At 63.9% G+C, this 24,415-nt stretch carries 20 protein-coding genes; 9 read left to right on the top strand and 11 right to left on the bottom strand.

The window, feature by feature from the left end; all coding sequences use genetic code 11:
- Nucleotides 1-65: 65 nt before the first annotated feature.
- From FQ668_RS04905 to FQ668_RS04895, 3 genes are read left to right on the top strand one after another with little or no spacing between them, the layout of a single operon-like run.
- On the top strand, nucleotides 66-1,970 hold the full coding sequence (locus tag FQ668_RS04905; RefSeq protein ID WP_019438135.1) for an ATP-binding protein: 1,905 nt from the start codon (nucleotides 66-68) through the stop codon (nucleotides 1,968-1,970).
- Complete coding sequence (locus tag FQ668_RS04900) at nucleotides 1,967-3,295, top strand: sigma-54 dependent transcriptional regulator (RefSeq protein WP_010952238.1); 1,329 nt, start codon at nucleotides 1,967-1,969, stop codon at nucleotides 3,293-3,295. The genes FQ668_RS04905 and FQ668_RS04900 overlap by 4 nt, the downstream gene beginning before the upstream one ends.
- Nucleotides 3,296-3,319: 24 nt before the next feature.
- Nucleotides 3,320-3,655, top strand: a complete 336-nt coding sequence (locus tag FQ668_RS04895; protein WP_014589902.1) for a GlpM family protein — start codon at nucleotides 3,320-3,322, stop codon at nucleotides 3,653-3,655.
- Between the two features lie 117 nt (nucleotides 3,656-3,772).
- Here FQ668_RS04895 and FQ668_RS04890 read toward each other — a convergent pair whose 3' ends face one another.
- Nucleotides 3,773-4,768 carry an alpha/beta fold hydrolase gene (locus FQ668_RS04890; protein WP_144179910.1) on the bottom strand — a complete coding sequence of 332 codons (996 nt, stop codon included), beginning with the start codon at nucleotides 4,766-4,768 and terminating at the stop codon, nucleotides 3,773-3,775.
- Nucleotides 4,769-4,963: 195 nt separating this feature from the next.
- Between FQ668_RS04890 and metR the strand changes: the two genes are divergently transcribed.
- On the top strand, nucleotides 4,964-5,881 hold the full coding sequence (gene metR / locus FQ668_RS04885; protein ID WP_003254981.1) for a transcriptional regulator MetR: 918 nt from the start codon (nucleotides 4,964-4,966) through the stop codon (nucleotides 5,879-5,881).
- Here metR and FQ668_RS04880 read toward each other — a convergent pair.
- The gene (locus tag FQ668_RS04880) at nucleotides 5,865-6,278 is read right to left on the bottom strand and encodes an NUDIX domain-containing protein (protein ID WP_014589900.1); all 414 of its coding nucleotides are present in this window, start codon (nucleotides 6,276-6,278) and stop codon (nucleotides 5,865-5,867) included. The two genes, metR and FQ668_RS04880, sit on opposite strands and share 17 nt — an antisense overlap.
- A gap of 136 nt (nucleotides 6,279-6,414) precedes the next feature.
- On the opposite strand from FQ668_RS04880, the gene FQ668_RS04875 reads away from it, so the two are divergent.
- Complete coding sequence (locus FQ668_RS04875; RefSeq protein ID WP_144179908.1) at nucleotides 6,415-10,695, top strand: DEAD/DEAH box helicase; 4,281 nt, start codon at nucleotides 6,415-6,417, stop codon at nucleotides 10,693-10,695.
- 247 nt (nucleotides 10,696-10,942) lie between these two features.
- Entirely contained in the window at nucleotides 10,943-12,562 is a 1,620-nt protein-coding gene (locus FQ668_RS04870; protein WP_004575669.1) for an FMN-binding glutamate synthase family protein, read from the top strand.
- 36 nt (nucleotides 12,563-12,598) lie between these two features.
- Here FQ668_RS04870 and FQ668_RS04865 read toward each other — a convergent pair whose 3' ends face one another.
- A complete protein-coding gene (locus FQ668_RS04865) occupies nucleotides 12,599-14,017 on the bottom strand; it encodes an amino acid permease (RefSeq protein WP_003254987.1) in 1,419 nt (472 codons plus the stop codon).
- A 391-nt stretch (nucleotides 14,018-14,408) separates the two neighbouring features.
- Between FQ668_RS04865 and FQ668_RS04860 the strand changes: the two genes are divergently transcribed.
- The 3 genes from FQ668_RS04860 (at nucleotide 14,409) to FQ668_RS04850 (ending at nucleotide 18,947) form a co-directional block, all read left to right on the top strand.
- Nucleotides 14,409-17,558 (top strand): biosynthetic peptidoglycan transglycosylase, encoded by a 3,150-nt coding sequence (locus FQ668_RS04860; protein WP_014589897.1) that lies wholly within the window; start codon nucleotides 14,409-14,411, stop codon nucleotides 17,556-17,558.
- An 89-nt stretch (nucleotides 17,559-17,647) separates the two neighbouring features.
- Complete coding sequence (locus FQ668_RS04855; RefSeq protein ID WP_144179906.1) at nucleotides 17,648-18,193, top strand: PadR family transcriptional regulator; 546 nt, start codon at nucleotides 17,648-17,650, stop codon at nucleotides 18,191-18,193.
- A complete protein-coding gene (locus tag FQ668_RS04850; protein ID WP_144179904.1) occupies nucleotides 18,186-18,947 on the top strand; it encodes a siderophore-interacting protein in 762 nt (253 codons plus the stop codon). Before FQ668_RS04855 ends, FQ668_RS04850 begins: the two co-directional genes overlap by 8 nt.
- A gap of 311 nt (nucleotides 18,948-19,258) precedes the next feature.
- Here the strand turns inward: FQ668_RS04850 and FQ668_RS04845 are convergent, their stop codons facing one another.
- The 8 genes from FQ668_RS04845 to gspF are packed head-to-tail and all read right to left on the bottom strand — an operon-like array spanning nucleotide 19,259 to nucleotide 24,414.
- Entirely contained in the window at nucleotides 19,259-19,921 is a 663-nt protein-coding gene (locus FQ668_RS04845; protein WP_014589894.1) for a hypothetical protein, read from the bottom strand.
- Entirely contained in the window at nucleotides 19,918-20,304 is a 387-nt protein-coding gene (gene gspM, locus FQ668_RS04840) for a type II secretion system protein GspM (RefSeq protein WP_076402623.1), read from the bottom strand. Before gspM ends, FQ668_RS04845 begins: the two co-directional genes overlap by 4 nt.
- A complete protein-coding gene (locus FQ668_RS04835) occupies nucleotides 20,301-21,377 on the bottom strand; it encodes a type II secretion system protein GspL (protein WP_223279180.1) in 1,077 nt (358 codons plus the stop codon). The genes gspM and FQ668_RS04835 overlap by 4 nt, the downstream gene beginning before the upstream one ends.
- A complete protein-coding gene (locus FQ668_RS04830; protein ID WP_134697469.1) occupies nucleotides 21,374-21,964 on the bottom strand; it encodes a type II secretion system protein in 591 nt (196 codons plus the stop codon). Before FQ668_RS04830 ends, FQ668_RS04835 begins: the two co-directional genes overlap by 4 nt.
- Nucleotides 21,961-22,329 (bottom strand): type II secretion system protein GspI, encoded by a 369-nt coding sequence (locus tag FQ668_RS04825; RefSeq protein ID WP_014589890.1) that lies wholly within the window; start codon nucleotides 22,327-22,329, stop codon nucleotides 21,961-21,963. Before FQ668_RS04825 ends, FQ668_RS04830 begins: the two co-directional genes overlap by 4 nt.
- Nucleotides 22,326-22,757: a type II secretion system minor pseudopilin GspH gene (gspH, locus tag FQ668_RS04820; protein WP_003254996.1), complete on the bottom strand. Its 432-nt coding sequence runs from the start codon at nucleotides 22,755-22,757 to the stop codon at nucleotides 22,326-22,328. Before gspH ends, FQ668_RS04825 begins: the two co-directional genes overlap by 4 nt.
- Before the next feature lie 2 nt (nucleotides 22,758-22,759).
- A complete protein-coding gene (gspG, locus tag FQ668_RS04815) occupies nucleotides 22,760-23,194 on the bottom strand; it encodes a type II secretion system major pseudopilin GspG (RefSeq protein ID WP_003254997.1) in 435 nt (144 codons plus the stop codon).
- A 17-nt stretch (nucleotides 23,195-23,211) separates the two neighbouring features.
- Entirely contained in the window at nucleotides 23,212-24,414 is a 1,203-nt protein-coding gene (gene gspF / locus FQ668_RS04810) for a type II secretion system inner membrane protein GspF (RefSeq protein WP_076402620.1), read from the bottom strand.
- Between the last annotated feature and the right edge of the window lies 1 nt (nucleotide 24,415).

Below are 24,415 nucleotides of genomic sequence, written 5' to 3'. Positions count from 1 at the left end.
GGCCACAGCTTCCGCTGCCAGGGACCCACCAGGCAGCGGAAGCTGGTCGTAACAAGGCCACTGTGATGAAATGCGATCCCTCGCTACTTCGCCCTGCCAAGCCTGCCGTGAATTCCCGCCTGATCCGTCAATTGCTGTTACCACCACTGATCATCCTGCTGATGGTCGGCCTGGGAATGGCTGGCTACCTGATCAGCGAGAGCAATGGTATCCGCACCCTCAGCGAAAACGGCGAACGCCAGCTGGAGCTGCATGCACGCACGGTCGAAAGCGAAATCAGCAAGTACACCTACCTGCCGAGCCTGCTGGAGCTGGAAGACAGCGTCTCGCACCTGCTCACCGACCCGGACGGCGCCTCACGCCAGACGGTCAACGAATACCTTGAAGGCCTGAACCGTCGCAGTCGCAGTCGGGCCATCTTCGTCCTGGACACCAATGGCCGGGTACAGGCCACCAGCAACTGGCGCGATGCCGACTCGTTCCTGGGTGAAGACCTGTCGTTCCGCGCCTACTTCCAGACTGCCGTGCGCGGCGAGCCCGGGCGTTTCTACGGCATCGGCAGTACCACTGGCGAGGCTGGCTATTACCTGGCCCATGGCCTTGAGGAGCACGGCAAGATCATAGGCGTTGCGGTGATCAAGGTGCGCCTGGACACCCTCGAGGAGCGCTGGCAGCGTGCCCGCCTGGAGGCGTTCGTCAGCGACGAGAATGGCATCATCATTCTCTCCAGCGACCCGGCCCGGCGCCTTAAGTCGGTGCGCCCGTTGACCCCGCAAATCAAGGAGCGCCTGGCGCGAAGCCTGCAGTACTACTGGTGGCCGCTGAACGAATTGCAGCCCCTGGCCCGGGAAACCCTGGCCGATGGTGTGGAAAAACTGACCTTCCCGGCCAACACCGAAACCGCTCATGGCAAACCGCACGAAGTGGCCTACCTGGCGCAAACCAGGCGCCTGGTCGACACACCCTGGCATTTCACCCTGCTGACCCCACTGCAGGACCTGCGTCGCGAATCCATGGTGCAGGGCATTCTGGTGGGCGTGGCCTTTGCCTTGCTGGCGATCCTCGGCATTGCCTGGAACGAGCGGCGCAAAGTGATCGCCACCCGCCTGGCGGCCCGCGAAGCCCTTGAAGAGGCCAACAGCCAGCTGGAGCGACGGATTGCCGAACGCACCGCCGACCTGCGCGCCAGCAACGAACGCCTCAAGGGCCAGATTCGCGAGCGCCGGCATGCCGAGCAGACCTTGCGCCACGCCCAGGATGAGCTGGTGCAAGCAGGTAAGCTGGCCGCCATCGGGCAAATGTCTACCAGCATTGCCCACGAGCTGAACCAACCCTTGGCTGCGCTGCGCACCTTGTCTGGCAATACGGTGCGCTTCCTTGAGCGCGGGGCGCTGGAAACTGCCAGCACCAACCTGCGCACCATGAATGACCTGATCGACCGCATGGGCCGCATCACCGCCAGCCTGCGCTCGTTCGCCCGGCGCGGCGATGACAGCGGCCAGGCTTCACTGGCCAAGGCAGTAGAGGCCACCCTGCAGGTGCTGGCCAACCGCATCAGTGCCTGTCATTTGCAATTGCACCACCAGTTCGAGGACCAGCAACTGGCCATCGACCAGACCCGCCTGGAGCAGATTCTGGTCAACCTGATCGGGAATGCCCTTGACGCCATGGCCGCGCAACCGCAGCCTGAGCTATGGCTGGAAGGCGAGTTGCAGGGTGACAAGTACCGTTTGCAGGTGCGCGACAATGGCCACGGTATCGACCCCGAAGCGCGCAAGCACCTGTTCGAACCCTTCTTTACCACCAAACCGGGCGAGCATGGCCTGGGCCTGGGCCTGACCCTGTCGGCGAGCCTTGCCGCCGCCGCCAAGGGAAGCCTAAACGTCGAGCATCCCGTCACCGGCGGCACGGCCTTTGTCCTGGCCCTGCCTCTGGTTTCACCCCCTAGCGAATCGGCAGAGCATCCATGAACCAAGCGCCTCTTACCGTCCTGATCGTCGAAGACGACCCGCATGTGCTGCTCGGCTGCCAGCAGGCGCTGGCCCTGGAGGATATCGCCTGCGAGGGCGTAGGCAGCGCCGAACAGGCGCTGGAACGCATCGGCGACGATTTCGCCGGCATTGTCGTCAGCGATATCCGCTTGCCGGGTATTGATGGCCTGGAGCTGCTCAATCGCCTCAAGGCCCGTGACCGCAGCCTGCCGGTGGTACTGATCACTGGCCATGGCGATATCGACATGGCCGTTGGCGCCATGCGTAACGGCGCCTACGACTTCATGGAAAAACCGTTCTCCCCCGAGCGCCTGGTCGATGTGGTACGCCGCGCGCTGGAACAGCGCGGGCTGTCACGCGAAGTGGTGGCCCTGCGCCGCCAGCTGGCCGAACAGAGCAGCCTGGAGGGACGCATCATTGGTCGCTCACCGGCCATGGAGCACTTGCGCGAACTGATCGCCAACGTCGCCGACACCTCAGCCAACGTGCTGATCGAAGGCGAGACCGGCACCGGCAAAGAGCTGGTCGCACGGTGCCTGCACGACTTCAGCCGACGCCAGAGCCATCCGTTCGTGGCGCTGAACTGTGGCGGCCTGCCGGAAAACCTGTTTGAAAGCGAGATATTCGGCCACGAAGCCAACGCCTTCACCGGTGCCGGCAAACGCCGCATCGGCAAGATCGAACACGCCAATGGCGGCACGCTGTTCCTCGATGAAGTGGAGAGCATGCCGATCAACCTGCAGATCAAGCTGCTGCGTGTGCTGCAGGAGCGCACCTTGGAGCGATTGGGCTCGAACCAGAGCATCCCGGTGGATTGCCGGGTGATCGCCGCGACAAAGGCCGACCTCGATGCCTTGGGCCAGAGCGGCCAGTTCCGCAGCGACCTGTATTACCGGCTGAACGTGGTCACCCTGGAGCTGCCGCCGCTGCGTGAGCGCCGTGAAGACATCCTGCAGTTGTTCGAACATTTTCTGCAGCAGTCGGCCCTGCGCTTCGACCGCGAAACACCGACACTGGACAGCCAGACCCTGTCGCGCCTGATGGCCCATGACTGGCCGGGTAACGTGCGCGAGTTGCGTAACGTGGCCGAGCGCTATGCCCTCGGCCTGCCAGCGTTCAAGAAAGGCCCCAGCGGTGGTGCCAACCAAGGCCTGCTTTTTGCCGAGGCGGTGGAAGCATTCGAACGCAACCTGCTCACTGATGCCCTGCAACGCACGGGTGGCAACCTGAGCCAGGCCAGCCAGGAGCTGGGCATGGCCAAGACCACGCTGTTCGACAAAGTGAAAAAATACGGCCTCGCCTGACTCGAACCCAAACTGGAAAACAACTTGGACCTGGTATTCAAAGCGGCCCTGGGCGCAGGCGTGGTGCTGTTGCTGGCGGTGCTGTCGAAAACGCGCAACTACTACATCGCAGGACTGGTGCCGCTGTTCCCCACCTTTGCCCTGATTGCGCACTACATCGTCGGCAAGGGGCGCAGCATTGCCGACCTGAAGACCACCATCCTGTTTGGCATGTGGTCGATCATTCCGTATTTCGTGTACCTGGCAACCCTGTATGTACTGGTCGACCGCTTGCGCCTCGAGCCTTCGATGGCGCTGGCCACGCTGGCCTGGCTGATCGCCGCGACTGTGCTGGTGACTGTGTGGGTGCGGATGCACTGATCGAAATCGGCACTGGCTGCTTCGCGGGCTCGCCCGCTCCCATAGGGTCTCCACAATGTCTGAGATCGGTGCAGCACCTGTGGGAGCGGGCAAGCCCGCGAAGCAGCCTGCGCGGATTCAGAGCCCTGCGATGTGCGTGACCGCTTGCCTATGCGCCTGCAAATAAGGCAACACCGCCCCCAGTAACGGCGCCTTGAACGGCTCCTGAAAACGGTGCGCCAACCCCGGGATCAAGCGTAACTGGCTGCCCTGGATATGCGCCGCCAGGTGCACGCCATGCATGACCGGCAATAACGGATCAGCCGTGCCGTGTACCACCAGGGTCGGCACTCGCAACTGGTTGAGCAACTCGACGCGGCTCGGCTCGGCCAGTATCGCCATGATCTGGCGCTTGGCCCCGTCAGGGTTGAACGCCCGGTCGTAGGCCTGCGCCGCCTGGTGCAGCAACACTTCGCGGTCGTCCCGTACCTCAGGGCTGCCCAAGGCCGCCAGCAGGTCGGCCTGCTGCTCGATTGCCACTTCTCGGTTCGGTGCGCTGCGCCGGGCCAGCAACTGCACCAGCGCCGGGTCCGGCGCCGGCAGCCCCGCCGCCCCTGAACTGGACATGACCAGCGTCAGGCTGCGCACTCGCTCGGGCGCCATCGCCGCCAGGTGCTGCGCAATCATGCCACCCATGCTTACCCCCAATACATGAAACTGGCGCACGCCCAACGCGTCCATCAGGCGCAAGCCGTCATCGGCCATATCAGTCAGCGTATAGGGCGCCGACACGGGCAGGCCCAACTTGTAACGCAACAGTTCGAGCGTCAGGTTGGCGTGCGGTGGCATCTGGTTCCAGCGTGACAGGCCGACATCGCGGTTGTCATAGCGGATCACCCGAAAACCTTGGCGGCACAATGCCTCGACCACATCATCTGGCCAATGAATCAGCTGCCCGCCCAAGCCCATGACCAGCAGCAAGGCCGGGTCGCGTGGCGCACCCACGCTTTGGTATACCAGGCTGACGGCACCAAGTTCGGCACGTTGCACCGGCACCCGGGCGTCACAGTGCTGTTCGGCGAAACTCGCCGGTGCGCTGAACAGAAAGAAAAGAAAAAACCAAAAAGCCCGCATGAAAGAAACACCAGAATGCAGATCCCCAGTAGAGCGCGAGTCTGATGAATTCTGTTCGGGCGCGCTGCCACAGTTCGGTGACAGTTTCATGACTCCCGCCAGGCGGTGCGACGATCGCCCAGTCGACAGATGCCGCATCATGAGAGAAACTCAATTCATTCCCTGTTTCTTCAATTCCACACCCCGGAGTCATCTGTGCTGGAGATCCGTCACCTGAAAACCCTTCATGCCTTGCGCGAAGCCGACAGCCTGGTGGAGGCCGCCGAACGCCTGCACTTGACCCAGTCGGCGTTGTCGCACCAGTTCAAGGAGCTGGAAGAGCGCCTGGGCCTCCCGATTTTCGTGCGCAAGACCAAGCCGATCCGCTTCACCAGTGCCGGGCTGCGTCTGCTGCAACTGGCTGATGCCACCCTGCCGTTGCTGCGCAGTGCCGAACGTGACATCGCACGTCTGGCCGGAGGCACTGCCGGACGCCTGCACATGGCTATCGAATGCCACAGTTGCTTCCAGTGGCTGATGCCGACCATCGACCAGTTCCGTGATGCCTGGCCGGAAGTGGAACTGGACCTGGCCTCGGGCTTTGCCTTCGCCCCGCTGCCAGCCCTGGCCCGCGGCGACCTTGACCTGGTGGTGACCTCCGACCCGGTAGACCTGGCAGGCATCACTTATGTGCCGCTGTTCACCTACGAGGCGATGCTGGCAGTGGCCAACCAGCACCCGCTGGCCAGCAAGCCTTACATCGTGCCGCAAGACTTGCTCGACCAGACGCTGATCACCTACCCGGTGGAGCGCGATCGCCTGGACATCTTCACGCGCTTCCTGGAGCCGGCCGACATCGAGCCAGCCGCCGTGCGTACCTCAGAGCTGACGGTGATGATGATGCAGCTGGTGGCCAGTGGCCGTGGCGTATGCGGCATGCCGCATTGGGCACTGCACGAGTACAGCTCGCGTGGCTATGTGAAGGGCAAACGCTTGGGCGAGAAAGGCCTGTTTGCCACGCTTTATGCCGCCGTACGCACCGACATGCTCGATGCCCCGTACATGCGCGATTTTTTGCTGACGGCCAAGGACACCTCGTTCGCCACTCTCGACGGTGTCAGCGCGGTGCGTTGAGCGCCTGGCGATACAGCGGCAGGATCAGGTCGCGGGTCAGGGGAGCCAGTCGCATGCCGGGCACCTGATCTGCAGCCAGCCAGACCACCTCCTCGATCTCTGCGGCCGGCACCACGGCAGCGGCGCTGTCGACACGGAACAATTCAGCTTGCACTTCGAAGCCTGGTTCGTTGGCGGCGGGGGCACTGAACTGGCCCAGGTGCATGGCCTGAGCCGGGTCGATGCGCAGGCCCAGTTCCTCCTGCAACTCGCGCACCAGCGCCTGCACCGGCGTTTCACCGGCATCGATCTTGCCGCCTGGCTGCATGAAAGCCTCGGTGCCACGCTTGCGCACCAGCAGCGTGCGGCCCTGAGGGTCGATCAGCAGGGCGGCGGCGATGCGGATGATGTTGGGCATGAAGTGGGCTCGCTGAATAAAATGACCCGCGAGGATCCCATGGGGTCATTGGCCTGACAAGGCCGGTCATTCCTGTATCGGCCTGGCAGACGAGCGGCCCCTTGCCAACCTGTTGCACACCCTCCATAAACAACACATGAACCTGCCCGCCAAACACCACCCAGTGCTCGAGCTGTTCCACCCTGCCGTCAGCATCTGGTTCCGCCGCCACTTCGCCACGGTCACCGATGCCCAGGCTCAGGCCTGGCCGTTGATCCACGCCGGGCAATCCATGCTGCTGGCCGCGCCAACCGGCTCAGGCAAGACCCTGAGCGCTTTTCTGGCCGTGCTTGATGAGCTGCTGCGTGAAGGCATGAAGCACCAGGGCGAACTGCCCGCACGGACCCTGGTGATCTACGTTTCACCTCTGAAGGCCCTGTCCAATGACATTCGTCTGAACCTGCAGGCCCCGCTCGAAGGCATCAGCCAAGCCATTGCAGAGCAAGGCCTGAACGCCCCACGCATCACCACGGCGGTACGCACCGGCGATACTCCGCAGAAGGAACGCGCCGCCATGCGCAAGCTGGCCCCGCACATTCTGGTGACAACCCCCGAATCGCTTTATGTGCTGATGGGCTCGGCTTCTGGCCGTGAAGGCCTGGCCCATGTGCACACGGTAATCGTCGACGAAATCCATGCCTTGGCCGGTAACAAGCGTGGCGCCCATCTGGCCCTGACCTTGGAGCGCCTGCAAGCCTTGTGCAAAAAGCCACTGCGGCGGATCGGCCTGTCCGCTACACAACGCCCGGTCGAACGGGTGGCACAGTTTCTGATGGGTAGCGGGCGCCCCTGCGCCATTGTCGATATCGGCCATGCCCGCAAGCGTGACTTGGCCATCGAAGTGCCGCCGGTACCGCTGGGGGCGGTGATGGCCACCGATGTCTGGGGCCTGTTGTATGATCGCTTGGCCACCCTTGCCCGTGAGCACCGCACAACGCTGGTATTCGTCAACACCCGGCGCCTGGCCGAACGTATCACCCGCCACCTCAGCGACCGGCTGGGCAAGGAGGCGGTTGCCGCACACCATGGCAGCCTGTCCAAAGCGCTGCGCCTGGATGCGGAGCAGCGGCTCAAGAGCGGCCAGCTCCAGGTGCTGGTCGCGACCGCATCGCTGGAGCTTGGCATTGATATCGGCGATATCGACCTGGTCTGCCAGATAGCTTCGCCAGGCTCGATTGCCGCCTTCCTGCAACGGGTTGGCCGCGCTGGGCACCAGGTCGATGGTGTGCCGAAGGGGCGCCTGTTCCCCACTTCACGCGATGACCTGATCGAATGCGTTGCCTTGCTTGACTGCGTTCGACAGGGCGAACTGGACGCACTGCACATCCCCCGGGCACCGCTGGATGTACTGGCCCAGCAGATCGTCGCAGAAGCCAGCAACCAGGTCTGGCACGAACAGGATCTGCTGGATTGCCTACGCCGGGCAACACCTTACGTCGAGCTTGACCAGCATCATTACCAGGCCCTGCTGCGCATGCTCGCCGAGGGCTACAACGGCCGCCAGGGTGTGCGCAGTGCCTACTTGCACCGTGACGCAGTGAGCGGCACGCTGCGTGGCCGACGTGGCAGCCAGCTGACCGCGCTGACCAGCGGCGGCACCATCCCCGACAACGCCGACTACGCCGTGTTGCTGGAACCGCAGGCGCTGAACATCGGCAGCGTCAATGAAGACTTTGCCGTGGAAAGCATTGCCGGCGATATTTTCCAGCTGGGCAACGCCTCCTATCGCATTCTGCGCGTCGAGCCGGGCAGGGTGCGCGTAGAGGATGCTCATGGCCTGCCACCGACCATTCCGTTCTGGCTGGGTGAAGCGCCGGGGCGCAGTGACGAGCTGTCTGCCGCCGTGGCCCGGCTGCAGGCGCGAATCGACCAGCAACTGGCGCAGGCAGGCGGCGACACGGTGGAGGTACTGGCCTGGTTGCAGGCGACCTTCGAACTGGACGAAGCTTGTGCGAGCCAGTTGCTCGACTACCTGGCCCGCACCCGTGAAGTGCTTGGCGCCCTGCCCTCGCAGGATACGCTGGTGATGGAACGTTTTTTCGATGAGTCCGGCGGGACCCAACTGATCATTCATTCACCCTACGGTAGCCGCATCAACCGCGCCTGGGGCCTGGCCCTGCGCAAGCGGTTCTGCCGCACCTTCAACTTCGAATTGCAGGCTGCCGCCAGCGAGGACGCCATCGTGTTGTCACTATCGACCAGCCACAGTTTCGAGCTGGACGAAGTGTGGCGTTACCTGAACAGCCACAGCGCCGAGCCGATTCTCATCCAGGCCCTGCTCGATGCACCGCTGTTTGGCGTGCGCTGGCGCTGGAATGCAGGCGTGGCCATGGCACTGCCGCGCTTTGTGGGCGGACGCAAGGTGGCGCCACAAATCCAGCGCATGAAGAGTGAGGACCTGGTTGCTGCCGTGTTCCCCGACCAGATCGCCTGCCTGGAGAACATCGTCGGCGAGCGGCAGATTCCCGACCACCCGCTGGTCGAGCAAACCCTCGACGACTGCCTGCACGAGGCGATGGACAGCGAAGGCTGGCTGGCCCTGCTGCGGCGCATGGAAAGCGGTGCAGTGCGCTTGCTGTGCCGAGACTTGCCCGCCCCCTCGCCGCTGGCTTCAGCGATTCTCAACGCCCGGCCTTATGCCTTTCTGGACGATGCGCCACTGGAAGAACGACGTACCCAGGCGGTACTCAACCGGCGCTGGAACGACGTGCACAGTAGCGACGACCTGGGCGCGCTGGACGCTGATGCCATTGCTGCCGTCGCGGCCGAGGTCTGGCCACAGCCGGCCAATCCCGACGAAATGCACGAAGCATTGATGAGCCTGGGTGCCATCGCTCAGGTCGAGATAGATGCCAACCCCTGCTGGGATGTGCTGCTAAGGCAGCTGGCCAAGGCCGGGCGTGCCTTGCGCCTGCCTGATGACAAGCTCTGGTTGGCCCGCGAACGCCTGAACCTGCTGCTGGCACTGTACCCCACAGCGCACAGGGAGCCACCGCTCGAACGGCTCGCTGGCTTTGACCAGCCCATTGAGCCCGACCACGCACTGAGCGAACTGCTGCGCGCCCGCCTGAGCGGCCATGGCCCACAGACCCTGGCGCAAATCGCTGCACCATTGGGCAAACCGGTAACCGATATCGAGCAGGCTCTGGCCCGCCTGGAAGCCGAAGGCTATGTGCTGCGCGGGCATTTCAGCCCAGGTGCAACTGACCTGCAATGGTGCGAACGCCACTTGCTGGCACGCATCCACCGCTACACGGTCAAACGCCTGCGCCGCGAGATCGAACCGGTCAGCCTGCAAGACTTCATGCGCTTTCTGTTCGATTGGCAGCACCTGGCGCCAGACGAGCGCCTGCGTGGTCCGCAGGCGGTGGCCGAAGTGCTGGGCCAGTTACAAGGGTTCCCCAGCGCCGCAGCGGCCTGGGAGGCGGAACTGCTGCCGGCGCGTATCAAAGACTACAGTCCGCACTGGCTCGACGAAGCCTGCCGAAGCGGCCAGTTTGCCTGGAGCCGGCTGGCGGCAACAGTGGCGAGCAGCACGTTGACCAGTACCCCACTGGTGTTGCTGCCGCGGGACCAGTTGAACACGTGGCGCAGCCTGGCGCCCGCACCTGCTGTCGACGCCCTTGGCCTACGTGCGCAACGTGTGCACGAAGCGCTGAAAACCCAGGGTGCGCTGTTCTTCGATGAACTGGCACATGAGGCACACCTGCTGCCCAGTGAACTGGAGACTGCACTGCAGGAGCTGGTGGGCTCGGGCCTGGCCGGGGCGGACAGTTTCACTGGCTTGCGCAGCCTGATCACGCCTGCAACCAAGCGCAGCTCACGTAACAGCCGCCGAGGCCACCCGCCGCTTTCCAGCAGCATGGCGCATGCCGGACGTTGGGCCCTGCTGCGCCGCAGCGATGCGCCACCGGATCACGACCAGCGCCTGGAGCACATTGCCCGCACGCTGCTGCGCCGCTATGGCGTGATCTGCTGGCGGCTGTTGGCGCGCGAGAGTGATGTACTGCCGCCCTGGCGTGAGCTGCTGCGCTGCTATCACCGATTGGAAGCGCGTGGCGAGATCCGGGGCGGGCGCTTCATTGCCGGGCTGGCCGGTGAACAGTTCGCCTTGCCTGAGGCGGTAGTATTGCTGCGGCAAGTGAGACGACGTGAACCGGACGGAACGCTACAGGTGGTGAGCGCCGGTGACCCGCTGAACCTGATCGGCTCGTTGCTGCCCGGGGCGAAAGTGCCGGCAGTGATTGGCAACCGGCTTCTGTATCGCGACGGGATACCGGTGGCGGTGCGGATGGCCGGGCGTTACGCGTATCTGGTCGAGGCGTCCGCACAGGAGCAGGAAAGCTGGCGGCAAAAACTGCTGCGCGACACCCTGTAGGAGCGGGTTTACCCGCGAATACGGTGGCGGCGGCAACGGTGAACGGCGGGTGAAATTGGCCAGCAGGGCCGGCCCTTTCGCGGGTAAACCCGCTCCTACAGCGGTATGCGTTGCGACCAGGCAATTTGGCTCGGGTCGAGAATGATTTTCGCTACCCCGATTTTATTTTGCAGGGCCCGGCAACTTGGCTATGGTCGGGGTTTGCCCCCAGGCCCTGAGCCTGACCGCGCCATCGCAAGGACCCTGTATGAGCCTGTCACTTCTCAGTCGTTATGCCTTCTTCGCCGCCTGTGTGCTGTTCACCCTGGCGAGCCTCCCCTTCAGCCACCACGAATGGTTGTGGCCGTTCACCCTGACCACAGGCATTCTCAGCCTGATCGGCCTGTTCGACCTGCTGCAGCAGCGCCACGCCGTCCGCCGCAACTACCCGGTTCTTGGCAACATCCGCTATCTGGTCGAGGCCATTCGCCCGGAAATCCGCCAATACCTGCTGGAGTCCGACAGCGATGCCCTGCCCTTCTCCCGCGCCCAGCGCTCGCTGGTGTATGCCCGGGCGAAGAACGAAGCCTCGGACAAACCTTTCGGCACCCTGATCGACGTATATGAATCCGGTTTCGAGTTCATCGGCCACTCCATGCGCCCGGCACCGCTGGCCGACCCGGCCAGCTTCCGCGTCATCGTCGGTGGGCCGCAGTGCAGCCAGCCGTATTCCGCGTCGATCTTCAACATTTCGGCCATGAGTTTCGGCTCACTCAGTGCCAATGCCATCCGTGCGCTCAACCAGGGCGCCAAACTGGGCAATTTCCACCATGACACCGGCGAGGGCAGCATCAGCCCCTACCATCGCGAGCACGGTGGTGACCTGGTGTGGGAACTGGGCAGCGGCTACTTCGGGTGCCGCACGCCAGATGGGCGCTTCGATCCCGAACGTTTTGCCGCCCAGGCGCGCAGCCCTCAGGTGCGCATGATCGAGATCAAGATGAGCCAGGGCGCCAAGCCCGGCCATGGCGGCATATTGCCCAAACACAAGGTCACCCAGGAAATTGCCGAAACCCGTGGCGTGCTGATGGGCGAGGATTGCATCTCACCGTCGCGCCACAGCGCCTTCTCGACACCGATCGAAATGATGCAGTTCATCGCCCAGTTGCGTGAGCTGTCCGGTGGCAAGCCAGTGGGGTTCAAGTTCTGCCTGGGCCACCCGTGGGAATTCATGGGCATCGCCAAGGCCATGCTGGAAACCGGCATCCTGCCCGACTTCATCGTCGTCGATGGCAAGGAAGGCGGCACCGGCGCAGCGCCCGTGGAGTTCACCGACCATATCGGCGTGCCACTGCGTGAAGGCCTGCTGTTCGTGCACAACACCCTGGTCGGCTTGAACCTGCGCGACAAGATCAAGCTGGGCGCCAGCGGCAAGATTGTCAGCGCCTTCGACATCGCCAGCGTGCTGGCCATTGGCGCCGACTGGGCCAACTCGGCACGCGGCTTCATGTTCGCCATCGGCTGCATCCAGTCGCAAAGCTGCCACACCAACAAGTGCCCGACCGGCGTGGCCACGCAAGATCCGCTGCGCCAGCGCGCGCTGGTGGTGCCCGACAAAGCCCAGCGGGTGCTGAACTTCCATCACAACACGTTGCGTGCCTTGGCAGAAATGCTGGCGGCGGCAGGCCTGGAGCATCCGGCACAACTGGAGGCCAAGCACCTGGTGCGGCGCATTTCGGCCACCGAAATCAAGCTGTTCTCGCAGATGCATGTGTTCTTGAAGCCAGGTGAGCTGCTGACCGGCGAGGTGAACGGGCAGTTCTATTCGCGGATGTGGCAACTGGCCCGGGCGGACAGTTTCGAGCCGCACAGCGAAGTGGCGGCCTGAGAGAACGCTGGGGCCGCAAAGCGGCCCCACGTCAGGTCAGGAGGCTGTACTGGTCACACCTTGTGCGTCTTTCGGCGCCAGGCGGAACGTGTAATACAGCACTGTCAGCAACACCAGGAACGCCGGGCCGATGTACAGGGCCACACGCGTATCCTCGAAGTACGCCATCAGCCCCACCACCAGCACCAGGAAGGCCAGTGCCAGATACGAGCTCAGCGGCCACAGCCACATGCGGTACTTCAGTGCCTTGCGCTCGGCAGTGGTAAGGCCGGCACGGAACTTCAACTGCGCCAGCAAGATCATCACCCAGGTCCAGATCGCACCGAAGGTGGCGATCGAGGTCACCCAGACGAAGACTTTTTCTGGCACCAGGTAGTTGGCCAGCACGCCCAGCAGCAACGCGCCGATCGACAGCAGCAGCGCATTGCGTGGCACGCCGTTCTTCGAGGTGCGGGCGAAGGCCGCCGGGGCCTGGCCGTTCTGTGCCAGGCTATAGAGCATGCGCCCGGTGCTGAAGATGCCGCCGTTGCACGACGAAAGCGCCGCTGTGATGACCACGAAGTTGATGATGCCGGCGGCGGTCTTGATGCCGAGGCGCTCGAAGGTCATGACGAACGGGCTGCCCTGGCTACCGATTTCGTTCCACGGGTAAATCGACAGGATCACGAACAACGCGCCGACGTAGAACAGCAGGATGCGCCAGAACACCGAGCCGATGGCCTGGGGAATGGTCTTTTGCGGGTTGCGTGCTTCACCGGCGGTGAGACCGATCATTTCCACACCCAGATAGGCGAACATCACCATCTGCAGCGACATCAGCACGCCGGTCACACCATTGGGCATGAAGCCGCCGTTGCTCCACAGGTTGGAGATCCCCACTGCCACACCGTCATTGCCAAAGCCGAAGGCAATGATGCCGATGCCGCCAAGCACCATGGCGATGATGGTGACGATCTTGATCAGCGCGAACCAGAACTCGAATTCACCAAAAGCCTTCACCGCCACCAGGTTGACCGCGCCCATGCTGCCCAGCGCCGCCAGGGCCCAGATCCAGCGCGGAACGTCGGGGAACCAGATGCCCATGTAGATGGCCACTGCCGTGATTTCGGCAACACAGGTCACCAGCCACAGGAACCAGTAGTTCCAGCCGGTCAGGAAGCCCGCCAATGGGCCGAGGTAATCCTGGGCATAACGGCTGAACGAGCCGGCGACAGGGTTGTGCACGGCCATTTCACCAAGGGCGCGCATGATCACCAGGATGGCCAGGCCGCCGATGATGTAGGACAACATGATGGCCGGACCGGCCATTTCGATCGCCTTGGCCGAACCGAGGAAAAGACCGACACCGATACAGGCGCCCAGCGCCATCAGGCGGATGTGCCGTTCGCCCAGTTCACGCTTGAGCGGGCCGCCTTCAGTGGCCTGGCCGTGGGCAGAGTGGTTGCCGACTGGCATAGCAATACAACCTCATTTTGTTATTGGATTTGACCTTCGTGCAGCCGCGACCATGCCGATAGGCGTGGCGTTGGCTTGCCAGGCTGGCCTTGTGGGCCGGCCCATGTGCCGGACTAGAGCGCCCGGCAGGGCGAAGGGGGCGAGCAGTATAGGAAGACCGTTGTAGGTGTTTTCACTGTATATGTGCTGAAATTTGGCTAGAACTCTGGGGCCTCAACGTGCCCCACGAATCGCCAAGGCACCATAGCAACATCGTCCGTTGAAGGAACCCACACCAAAGCCGCATAGCCCCACATGACTTTTTCCTTCTTCTTACAAATTTTTCACCCTATCCACTCAACGTCTAAGCTTCAGACAAGCAAGACGAAAATACTTGGCCGGATAGAAGATTATGGGCGCACTGTGGCAATCGGAACCAAGCAGAACGGAAGCACCCGAGATACCTCCGGCCGAGACGCCACAACCCAAGTCCCCCCGTCAGCGTCGGTTATGGTGGCGGCTGATCATCCTCATCCTGCTGGTGGCACTGGTAGCCATCGGTGTTGCCGCGTATGACGAATTCCGTACCTCCGAACTGCAATCGCGCGAGTTCAGCAAACTGGCCAGTACACTGACCTATTCGCTGCAACCCGGTCCCAGCGATGCCATCATCTACCCCGGTGACGGGCCGTTCGACAAACGCCTGGGCTATAGCGCACTGGGTGAATTCCTGCCACGCCTGCTCAAGCGCGACTACCTCATCAGCGAACAGGTGAAGTTCTCACCCGCATTGATGAACTACGTCGAACATGGGCTGTTCGCTCCCTATATAGAGAAGATCCAGGCCGGCCTGTCGATCACCGACTGCCGCGGCGACACGCTGTACCAGTACAACTACCCCCAGCACCTGTACCCGGACTTTGCAGCGATCCCTCCAGTGATGGTCAACAGCTTGCTGTTCATCGAAAACCGCGACCTGCTGGATACCAAGGACCCACGTAACAACCCGGCAGTGGACTGGCCACGCTTTGCCAAGGCCGCCTACAGCCAGGTCGCCAAGTACCTGGCCCTGCCCGGCCAGTCTGCCGGCGGCAGCACCCTGGCCACACAACTGGAGAAATATCGCCACTCACCCGACGGCCTGACGGTGTCGGGCGCGGAGAAGATCCGGCAGATGATTTCTGCCAGCGTGCGTGCCTACCAGGGCGGCCCCGACACCACCGAGGCACGCCAGCGCATCGTGCGCGACTACCTCAACAGCGTACCGCTGTCGGCCGTGCCTGGGCATGGTGAGGTACATGGCATGGCCGAGGGCCTGCGGGTGTGGTACGGCGCCGACTTCGACCAGGTCAACCAGGCCCTGAACGCCACCGCCACCGACCCCGAGAGCATGGCTGCGCGTGGCCTGGCTATGCGCCAGGTGCTGTCGCTGATGATTGCCCAGCGCCGCCCCTCGCATTACTTGTCCAAGGGCCGGGTCGAGCTGGCCGAACTCACCGACTCGCACATTCGCGTGCTTGCCGCCAACAGGGTCATCGAGCAGCCATTGGCCGATGCCGCGCTGGCCAGCAAGGCGGTGTACCGTGACTGGGTAGCGCAGCCGACCATCGTACCGATCATCACCAACAAGGGCATCAGCCTGGCGCGCAACCGCCTGTCGGCCATGCTCAACCGCCCGCTGTACGACCTCGACCGCCTCGACGTGTCAGCCACCAGTACCTTGCAGGCCGACCTGCAGTTACAGGTCAGCCAGTACCTGAAAAACCTTGCCGACCCGGAGTTTGCCGCACAGATCGGCCTGATCGGCGAGCGGCTGCTCACCGCCAAGACCACCGACCAGGTGAACTACAGCTTCACCTTGTTCGAGCGCACCGCCGATGGCTCGCGGGTACGGGTGCAGACCGACAGCACCAACCAGCCCTTCGACATCAATGAAGGCAGCAAGCTGGAGCTGGGCTCAACCGCCAAGCTGCGGGTACTGACCACCTACCTGGAAATTATCGCCGAGCTGCACGACAAGTACGCTGGCAAACCTGCCGCCGAGCTGAAGAAGGTCGAAGTGGCCGAACTCGACCGCATCACGCAATGGTCGCTGGAATGGCTGGCGCAGAACAGCAAGAACCAGAGCCTGGACGCCATGCTCGACGCCGCCCTGGAGCGCAAGTACTCGGCCAACACCGGCGAAGCGTTTTTCACCGGTGGCGGGATGCATGTGTTCAACAACTTCCGCAAGGAAGACAACAACCGCAACCCGACACTCAAGGATGCACTGCGCGAGTCGATCAACCTGCCGTTCATCCGCCTGATGCGCGACCTGGTGCGCTACGTGACTTACCAGCAGCCGTACAATCGCGTGCCGCTGCTCAAGGACGATGCCGACCCGCGCCGCCAGGAGTACCTTGCGCGCTTTGCCGACAAGGAAGGCACCAACTACCTGATGCGCTTCTGGAAGAAGTACCAGCGCAAAACCTCGCAACAACGCCTGGACACCTTCCTCGACAGCATGCGCGTGACCCCACAGCGGTTGGCGGCGGTACACCGCTACCTGTTCCCCGAGGCAAGCCAGGAAACCTTCAACGCGTTCGTGCGTGCCCACCTCAAGGGTGACAAGGTCGTGCTGGGCAAACTGACCGATGGCCGTCTGTCCGAGATGTACGTAGCTTACGGCCCCGGCAAGTACGACCTGCCTGACCAGGGTTACATCGCCAAGGTCCACCCGCTGGACCTGTGGCTGCTTGGCTATCTGCTGAAGAACCCAAGCTCGACACTGACCGAGATGATCAACGCCAGTCGTTTCGAACGCCAGGAGGTATACGGCTGGCTGTTCAAGAGCCGCCACCAGGGCGCTCGTGACAGCCGCATCCGCACCATGGTCGAAATCGAAGCCTTCCTCGATATCCACCAACGCTGGAAACGCGTGGGCTATCCATTCGACCACCTGGTGCCCTCATTGGCCACCGCCATCGGCAGCTCCGGCGACCGCCCCGCTGCCCTCTCCGAACTGGTCGGGATCATCCAGAACGACGGTGTTCGCCTGCCTACCCTGCGCATCGACACCCTGCACTTTGCAGCCAATACACCCTACGAGACCAAGTTGATCACAGACCCTGACCGGGGCGTGCGAATTCTGCCAGTCGAAGTGGCGCGTGCCCTCAAAGGCGCCATGTCGCAAGTGGTCGATGCAGGTACCGCGCGGCGTATTTCCGGCAGTTTCAAGCTGCAGGACGGCACGCCGCTGGTGATGGGCGGCAAGACCGGTACCGGCGACAACCGAATCGAGAGTTTCGGCGCCGGCGGCCGGCTGATCGGCTCGCGCTCGCTGAACCGCACCGCCACCTTCGTGTTCTTCCTTGGCGACAACCATTTCGGCACGCTGACCGCCTTCGTGCCGGGTCGCACGGCAGAAGCGTTCAAATTTACCTCGGCGCTGCCGGTGCAGGTGCTCAAGGGCATGGCACCGATCCTCATGCCTTACCTGCAGCCGGGCAATCCGAATGAGTGCAAGCCGCCACAGGTTGCCCTGCACACACCGCCACCGGCAGGGAACACATCGACGCAGTAGATGATAATCATCAGCATTGAAGGGCTTGTCTTTAGATATATCTTGAGTAATATCTTACGATATATCGCAAACGACGGAGCCCTATCCTTATGCGCGAACATCCCTCTCATGATCCCTTCGAGCGGCGCCCCGCCCGTGGCGAGCGCGGCCCGCGTGTTTTCGCCCCGGGTGACCTCAAGCTGCTGATGCTGGACTTGCTGGCCGAGCAACCCGGCCACGGTTACGACCTGATCCGCCAGATCGAAAATCTGTTCGACGGCGGCTACAGCCCAAGCCCAGGGGTGATCTACCCCACACTGAACTTCCTTGAAGAGGCCGAACTGATCAGCGGCCAGGTACAAGGCAGCAAACGCTTGTATGCCATCACCGATGCCGGCCGCAGCGCCTTGGCGGATCAGGCAGTGGCCCTGGATGGCGTGCGCATGCGCATCGAGGTCAGCAAACGCGCCCTGCGCGGCCACGACCGCCCACCAGAGATTCATGAAGCGGTCGGCAACCTGCGCCATGCACTGCACATGCACAGCGGCCGCTGGACAGTGGAAGAAATCGAACGGGTCCGTGACCTGCTCAACCATACCGCCAAGGCCATCGCCTCCGGGCCCACCGAACCTTTCAGGGAGACGCCCCATGAGTGACACCATTCACCGCGTAAACCACGAGATCCGCCAGCGCCGTCTGCAGGTGCTGCGGGTCACCGAGCTGACCCCGCGCATGCGCCGGATCACCCTGGGGGGTGCCGAGCTGCAAGGCTTTACCAGCATGGGCAGCGACGACCATATCAAGCTGCTGTTCGCCGAAACGCCGGAGCAACGACAGGCCATCGAGGCCCGTAATCTGGGCAAGGACGGTGGCGCGCGGCCCACCATGCGCGAGTACACACCACGGCGCATCGACCTGGTGACACATGAGCTGGACATCGACTTCGTGCTGCACGGCGACGGCCCTGCCTCTACCTGGGCCGCGCAAGCCGCGCCCGGGCAAACCCTGGACATCGCAGGGCCACGGGCCTCGCTGGTGGTGCCGGATATTTTCGACAACTACCTGCTGATCGGTGATGAGACTGCCATCCCGGCGATTGGCCGTCGGCTGGAGGAGTTGCCGGCGGGCCGCCAGGTGCTGGCAGTGATCCAGATCGAAGACGAGCAGGAGCGCCAGCCGCTGCCAAGCAAGGCCCAGGTGGAAGTGATCTGGGTACGTCGCCAAGAGGAAGACTTGTTGGCACTGGTGCGGAACCTGAGCTTGCCGCAAGGCCGGCTGTATGCCTGGGTGGCGCTGGAAAAAGCCCTGACTCGCCAGGCCAAGGCGTTGTTGCTGGAGAAAGGGGTAAAGGAAGACGCGCTAAAGGCTGCAGCCTACTGGCGGGCCAACGGGACTGCCGACGACGAGTGAACGTGATTGCCTGATCTGCCGTCTTCGCGGGCAAGCCCGCTCCTACACTGATCGGGGATGGACACAAATCGGCGGTTGGACACAAATCGGTGGTTGGGCACAAACCGGCGGTTGGACACAAATCGATTGTTGGGCACAGGCCGTTGTAGGAGCGGGTTCACCCGCGAACACCGGCCCAGCCGGTGCCAAGCAACGCGCCGCCTGCTTCGCGGGTATGCACCATTGATACGACCAAGCGCTTCAGCCCCGAGCACCTCAGAAAAGCTCTACCGCCCACAGAGCATCTACAGGAGGCGGCGCCACGTAGTTGCTCACCAACGAAGGTCTCGCTGCCCCGCCAGGGCCTGCGGCCCGAGCCATTGAGCCCCACGCAACAATGGCGTCAACTGCGCTTCAGGCTGCAGCTGGAACACCACCTGCGCCTGGCGTCCTGGCAGGTCGGCATCCACGGCCAGTTGATGTTGCCCTTGCTGCGCCAACTGCCCGCGCAGGTGCCAGCCACTACGGCAATCCATTTCCAGCCATCCGTGCCCAAGGCCTAGGGACCAAGGGTCGCTGAGGGCTAGGTCGGTTACGATCACGCGGCCTTCACTGGCCTGGCATTGGCGCCCTGCCCCCTGCATCCTCAACACACCCTGCCACTGGCCGGCCAGGCGGTAATCCGTCGAGACCGTCGCCAAAGCCCCCTTGGCTGATGCCTCAAGCCGCCAATGCCAGGGCCAGCCTTCTGCACGCAACTGCCAGGCCTGGCCCTGGAACCCCACTTGCGCATTCGCCTGCAAGCGCCAGGGCTGCACCGTCCAGCGCAAAGGCCCGACCGGCCCCCATTGTTGTGCCTGCCCTTGCCAAAGGCTTCCGCCGACATCACGTACCGGCAGGCCGAACGCACGCACCACCCAATTGGCCGGAAGCTCGATAAACAGCGTGAGCACGAATACCAATAGCACCCAGGCCATTGCTGCACTGCGGCTCATGGCTGCACCACCAGGTCGAATCGCAAAGCCTTGCCCTGCTGCTCCAGCCCCCATTGCAACGGCAATGCACCTTCTGCACGCAGACTCTGCACCCAGCCTTGCAGTATGCGCTCATCGGCCACCTGCCCACGCAGTTGCCAGGTCTTGCCTTGCGTATCGACTTCGATCAGTTCAACCCCACGGGCCTGGGCCGACTGACGTAGCCGCTCCAGGTTCAAACCGGGCCCGCCTTGCAAGCTGGCCGCCTGTTCGGCCAGCACACGCCACTGGCCAAGCACGCGCCATTGCGCAATGCCTTCGCGCAGGGCCAGGAAGGCCAGCAGCAGGGCGATCAGCCCCCAGGCGAACGTGAAGCGATGACGCTGTAGCCAGTCGCGGTTCATGAGGCTGCTCCCAGGTCGAAGATCACTTGGCCATCTTGAACCTGCACTGTGGCGCCAGCGGCAGCCGCCATATCACGCCATGGCGGCGCACCGCCCTCGCCCTCCAGGCGCAGGTGCCAACGCTGGCCATCGAAGCGCACCGCTCGCAGGCGCAAGCCGGGGTTGTCACGCAGCCAGGTCTGCAAGCGAGCCTGCAGGTCGTCTAGCTGACGTGTACGCAGTTGCTGCTGCAGTACGCTCTCGCGCAGGCGCTTGAGGGCCTGTGCCGCGTGCCGAGGGCTGGCCTGCTCGCCGGTCACGGCAACGACCTGGCTACGCCAGAGTTGCGCCTGACGCCATTGCTGGCTCAACCACAGGCCACCCCAAACGGTGGCCAGCACCAGGCAAGCTGCCAGCAACCACTGCTGCTGGCGGGAGGCCGCCGGCAACGAGCGCACCTTGCGGGCGCGGTCGAACAGGCCGGGCATTGTGTCGAGCGGCGCAAATACGGTTGGCCAATTGCCGCTCAGCGACGTTTTGTGCAGCCCTGCCCACGGTGGCTGCGGCACGCCACCCAAGGCATCAGGCCACGCCAGCCAGTGCTCCTGTCCATCTTCGGCCAAGCCTTTGTAGAGCGACATGCCGGGGGTGCGTTGCCATTGCCAGGCGCATCCTGGCTCGGGTGATGGCAGCAGCTGCAGCTCCGCCCAGCAACGTACCGTCTGCAAGCCCCATTCGGCACATTGGCCACGCCAGTCATCCAGCTGCTGACGCGCCACTACCAACAGACGAAGGTACCCGGGTTCACGGGCCAGGCAAGCACAGGCCACCTCATGCGGGGCCTGCAGCAAGCGATCCTCAAGCAGCAAAGGCCACTCTTCGCGCTTGAGCCCGGGCGGGGCCGGCACGCGAAAATGGCTGCACGCCTCGGCAGGCAGGACCAGCGCAACATGGGCCTGCGGGTTGGCCGGTGGCTCGCCCTGCCCCTCGCTTTGCAAAATACCGTCCTGAACCAGCGCCCAGTGCCAGACAGCCCCCGGGCGCAGCAACAGCCACACCTGCGTCGGCGTACGCCGCCGCCATTCAAATTTCATGAGCGCCCCCATGGGAGGGCGAAGGTGCAGACATAGGGGGCTCCATCACGCAGCAGTTCCAGACGCACACCACGGCCTGGGTGCACCGGTTGGTCAGAAGGCCAGGCCAGCCATCGGCCGCCCTGGTAATACAGAACGTTCATGGCACTGACCTGGTCGAGTCGTTCGCGCTGTACCCAGCGCGGGGCGACGGCGGCGTACAAATCGGCCGAGCTTTCCAGCAGCAGGCGTTGCTCACGCGCCTCGAACCGCAGGCGCTGGCGTTGCAGGCGCGAGCCACCTTCGGCTGCCGGCAGGCCGGTGCTGGCGACCCACAGCAACTGGTTGCTGGCGGGCTGCCAGTCCAGCCAACGACTGGCCAGCGGCAGACGCTGGTCGTAGACACGGCGCAGCACCGGGCTGTCGAAGCGCCGCTCCAGGGCCAGGCAAAAGTCCAGCACCGAGGTTTGCCGAGTGGTGTCCTGCAGGCGTTCGCGCACCTTCAGCCAGCCATTGACCAGCGCGGCGAGCATGATGCCGAGCACGGCTGTCAGGGCCAGGGCGACCATCAGTTCGATCAGGGTCAGACCTGCCTGGCGGTGTTTCATGGGCGCTCCAGAAACACGGTGTACTGGCCCAGTGGCAGGCGCTGGTCGCGGTCGGCGAACAATTGCAGTTCGCCACGGCGCAGGTCTCGCACGCCGGTGCGACGCAGTTGCAATTGCCAGTGACAGAGTTGGCCACCTTGGCCGAGCTCGCCGGCTACCTGGTTTTCGGCAGGCCAGTACTGCTCGACGGCAAAGCGGGCTTGCAGCTCACGCGCGCACAACAGGCCAAGACGGTGCTGTTGCAGGTTGTCCTGCACTGCAAGCCGCTGGCGCAGCACCTGGCTGGTGATCACTGCCAGCACGGCAGCGATTGCCAGGGCTACGGTCACCTCCAGCAGAGTGAAACCACGCTGTGCTTGCTTCATGGCACTACCCACATGCCATCGGTGCGGCTCCAGGCCCATTGCTGACTGCCATCGGCCCAGCGCCAGCGCACGCTACCCGCCTGCGCCCAGCCATGCGGCGTGAACAGCACGCGCGGTTGCGGGCTGGCCGGCCAGTCCGGGTGCAGGCCCTTGGGCCAGTCGCCGAGCGGGACCGCTTCGACCACCCAGGCATTGCCCTCGCGGCGGACGAACTCCGGTCGCTGGCCATTCCAGCGCAGCCCGCGCAGTTGCCCGGCATGCCGGGCCAGCGCGGCCTGGCCACGGACCTCGACCGCCAGCCGTTGCAGGGCCTGCTCGACACTGGCCTGGCCGTTGCCAAGGCCGGCCACCGCCAGCCCGGTCATCAGCCCGGCAATGGCCAGTACCACCAACAGTTCGATCAGGCTGAAGCCGCGCTGATGACGCACCGTTACAGCGCCCAGTTACCCAGGTCGGCATCCTGGCCTTCGCCGCCCGGCAGGCCATCGGCGCCCAGCGAGTACACATCGACCCGGCCATGTTCCCCGGGCATGCGGTACTGGTACGGGGTGCCCCACGGGTCTTCCGGCAGTCGACGCACATAGCCATCACTGCGCCAGGCCCGAGGCAGCGGCTCCTGAGCCGGCTTTTTCACCAGCGCGGCCAGGCCCTGTTCGTTGCTGGGGAAGCGCAAGTTGTCCAGGCGATACATGTCCAGCGCCTGCTCCAGGGTGGCCAGGTCGGCCATCACCTTCTGCTTCATGGCCTTGTCCTGGTTGCCCAGCACGCTGGGCGCTACCACGGCAATCAGCAGGCCGATGATGAAGATCACCACCATGATTTCCATGAGGGTGAAGCCGCGTTGGCGGTTACGTCGATGCTGCATGGCAATACTCCTCGTCGTCACAATTGCAGGCCCTGGTTGAGTTGCATGATCGGCAGCAGCACCGCCAGCACGATGAACAGCACCACGGCGCCCATCACCAGGATCATCAGGGGTTCGAACAGCGCCATGGCGGTATCGACCTGGCGGGCAAAGCCGCGCTCCTGGTCGTCGGCCACGCGCTCGAGCATGTCGGCCAGGGTGCCGCTGGCCTCGCCGCTGCCGACCATGTTCACCAGCAGCGGCGGGAATTGCTGGCTGGCATCCAGCGCACGGTGCAGGCTGGTGCCGCCCTGCACGTGTTGGCGCACCTGCTCCATGGCCAGGCGGATACGCCGGTTGCCGATGGTTTCGGTGGCCACTTGCAAGGCTTCGAGCAGGGCCACGCCACTGCCACAGAGAATCGCCAGGCTGCGCGCCAGGCGCGCGCTCTCCAGCACCTGCAGCAGGCTGCCAATACGCGGCAGGCGCAGCAGCAGCTGGTCGCGACGCAGGCACCAGTGCGGTTTGCGCAACAACCAGCCAGCCAGCCCCCCGAGCAACAGCGCCACCCCTAACAACCAGGGCCCGGCGTGCACCAGCCCCTGGCTCAGGCCGATCAGCAACGAGGTGATCAGCGGCAGGCTTTGCCCGGCATGGGCGAATTGCTCGGTGAGTTTGGGCACGACGAACGTCATCAGGCCAATCACCACGGCCAGCGATACACCCATCAGCACAGCGGGGTAGATCAGCGCTGTGCGGGCCTTGTGTTGCTGGCGTTGCACCTGCTCCAGGTGGTCGGCCAAGCGGGTCAGCACCTGGGCCAGGTGCCCGGAACGTTCGCCGGCCTCGACCAGAGCGCAGTACAAGCCAGTGAACGGTGCACCCTGCCGGGCCAGGCTGCGGGCCAGGCCCAGGCCTTCGGCCAGCGAGCCGCGCAAGGCCACCAGCACACTGTGCAAGGCGGGCTGACGCAGTTGCCGTTCAAGGGTGGCAAGGGCATCGACCAAGGGAATGCCGGCCCCGGTCAAGGTGGCCAGCTGACGGGTCAGCTCACACAATTGGGCGCGGCTCAGGCGCTGGCGACGGGCTTGTAGGCTGCCGGCGTCATGACGCTGCAACTGGCGGGCGAACAGGCCCTGCTCGCGCAACAGCTGGCGAGCGTGGCGTTCACTGTCAGCCTGCAGGCTGGCCTTGTGCGATTTGCCGGCGAGGTCAACGGCCTGGTAGCGATAGGTCGGCATG

This window comes from Pseudomonas sp. Kh14, from assembly GCF_900291005.1.
Classification (GTDB): domain Bacteria; phylum Pseudomonadota; class Gammaproteobacteria; order Pseudomonadales; family Pseudomonadaceae; genus Aquipseudomonas; species Aquipseudomonas alloputida.
Note: the sequence above shows the minus strand (reverse complement) of the source record. Positions and strands in the feature narration are given on the sequence as shown.

Coding starts and splice junctions, on each gene's coding strand:
- FQ668_RS04905 (WP_019438135.1), top strand. CDS start 66: ATGAAATGCGATCCCTCGCTACTTCGCCCTGCCAAGCCTGCCGTGAAT.
- FQ668_RS04900 (WP_010952238.1), top strand. CDS start 1,967: ATGAACCAAGCGCCTCTTACCGTCCTGATCGTCGAAGACGACCCGCAT.
- FQ668_RS04890 (WP_144179910.1), bottom strand. CDS start 4,768: ATGCGGGCTTTTTGGTTTTTTCTTTTCTTTCTGTTCAGCGCACCGGCG.
- FQ668_RS04880 (WP_014589900.1), bottom strand. CDS start 6,278: ATGCCCAACATCATCCGCATCGCCGCCGCCCTGCTGATCGACCCTCAG.
- FQ668_RS04875 (WP_144179908.1), top strand. CDS start 6,415: ATGAACCTGCCCGCCAAACACCACCCAGTGCTCGAGCTGTTCCACCCT.
- FQ668_RS04870 (WP_004575669.1), top strand. CDS start 10,943: ATGAGCCTGTCACTTCTCAGTCGTTATGCCTTCTTCGCCGCCTGTGTG.
- FQ668_RS04865 (WP_003254987.1), bottom strand. CDS start 14,017: ATGCCAGTCGGCAACCACTCTGCCCACGGCCAGGCCACTGAAGGCGGC.
- FQ668_RS04860 (WP_014589897.1), top strand. CDS start 14,409: ATGGGCGCACTGTGGCAATCGGAACCAAGCAGAACGGAAGCACCCGAG.
- FQ668_RS04855 (WP_144179906.1), top strand. CDS start 17,648: ATGCGCGAACATCCCTCTCATGATCCCTTCGAGCGGCGCCCCGCCCGT.
- FQ668_RS04850 (WP_144179904.1), top strand. CDS start 18,186: ATGAGTGACACCATTCACCGCGTAAACCACGAGATCCGCCAGCGCCGT.
- FQ668_RS04845 (WP_014589894.1), bottom strand. CDS start 19,921: ATGAGCCGCAGTGCAGCAATGGCCTGGGTGCTATTGGTATTCGTGCTC.
- gspM (WP_076402623.1), bottom strand. CDS start 20,304: ATGAACCGCGACTGGCTACAGCGTCATCGCTTCACGTTCGCCTGGGGG.
- FQ668_RS04835 (WP_223279180.1), bottom strand. CDS start 21,377: ATGAAATTTGAATGGCGGCGGCGTACGCCGACGCAGGTGTGGCTGTTG.
- FQ668_RS04830 (WP_134697469.1), bottom strand. CDS start 21,964: ATGAAACACCGCCAGGCAGGTCTGACCCTGATCGAACTGATGGTCGCC.
- FQ668_RS04825 (WP_014589890.1), bottom strand. CDS start 22,329: ATGAAGCAAGCACAGCGTGGTTTCACTCTGCTGGAGGTGACCGTAGCC.
- gspG (WP_003254997.1), bottom strand. CDS start 23,194: ATGCAGCATCGACGTAACCGCCAACGCGGCTTCACCCTCATGGAAATC.
- gspF (WP_076402620.1), bottom strand. CDS start 24,414: ATGCCGACCTATCGCTACCAGGCCGTTGACCTCGCCGGCAAATCGCAC.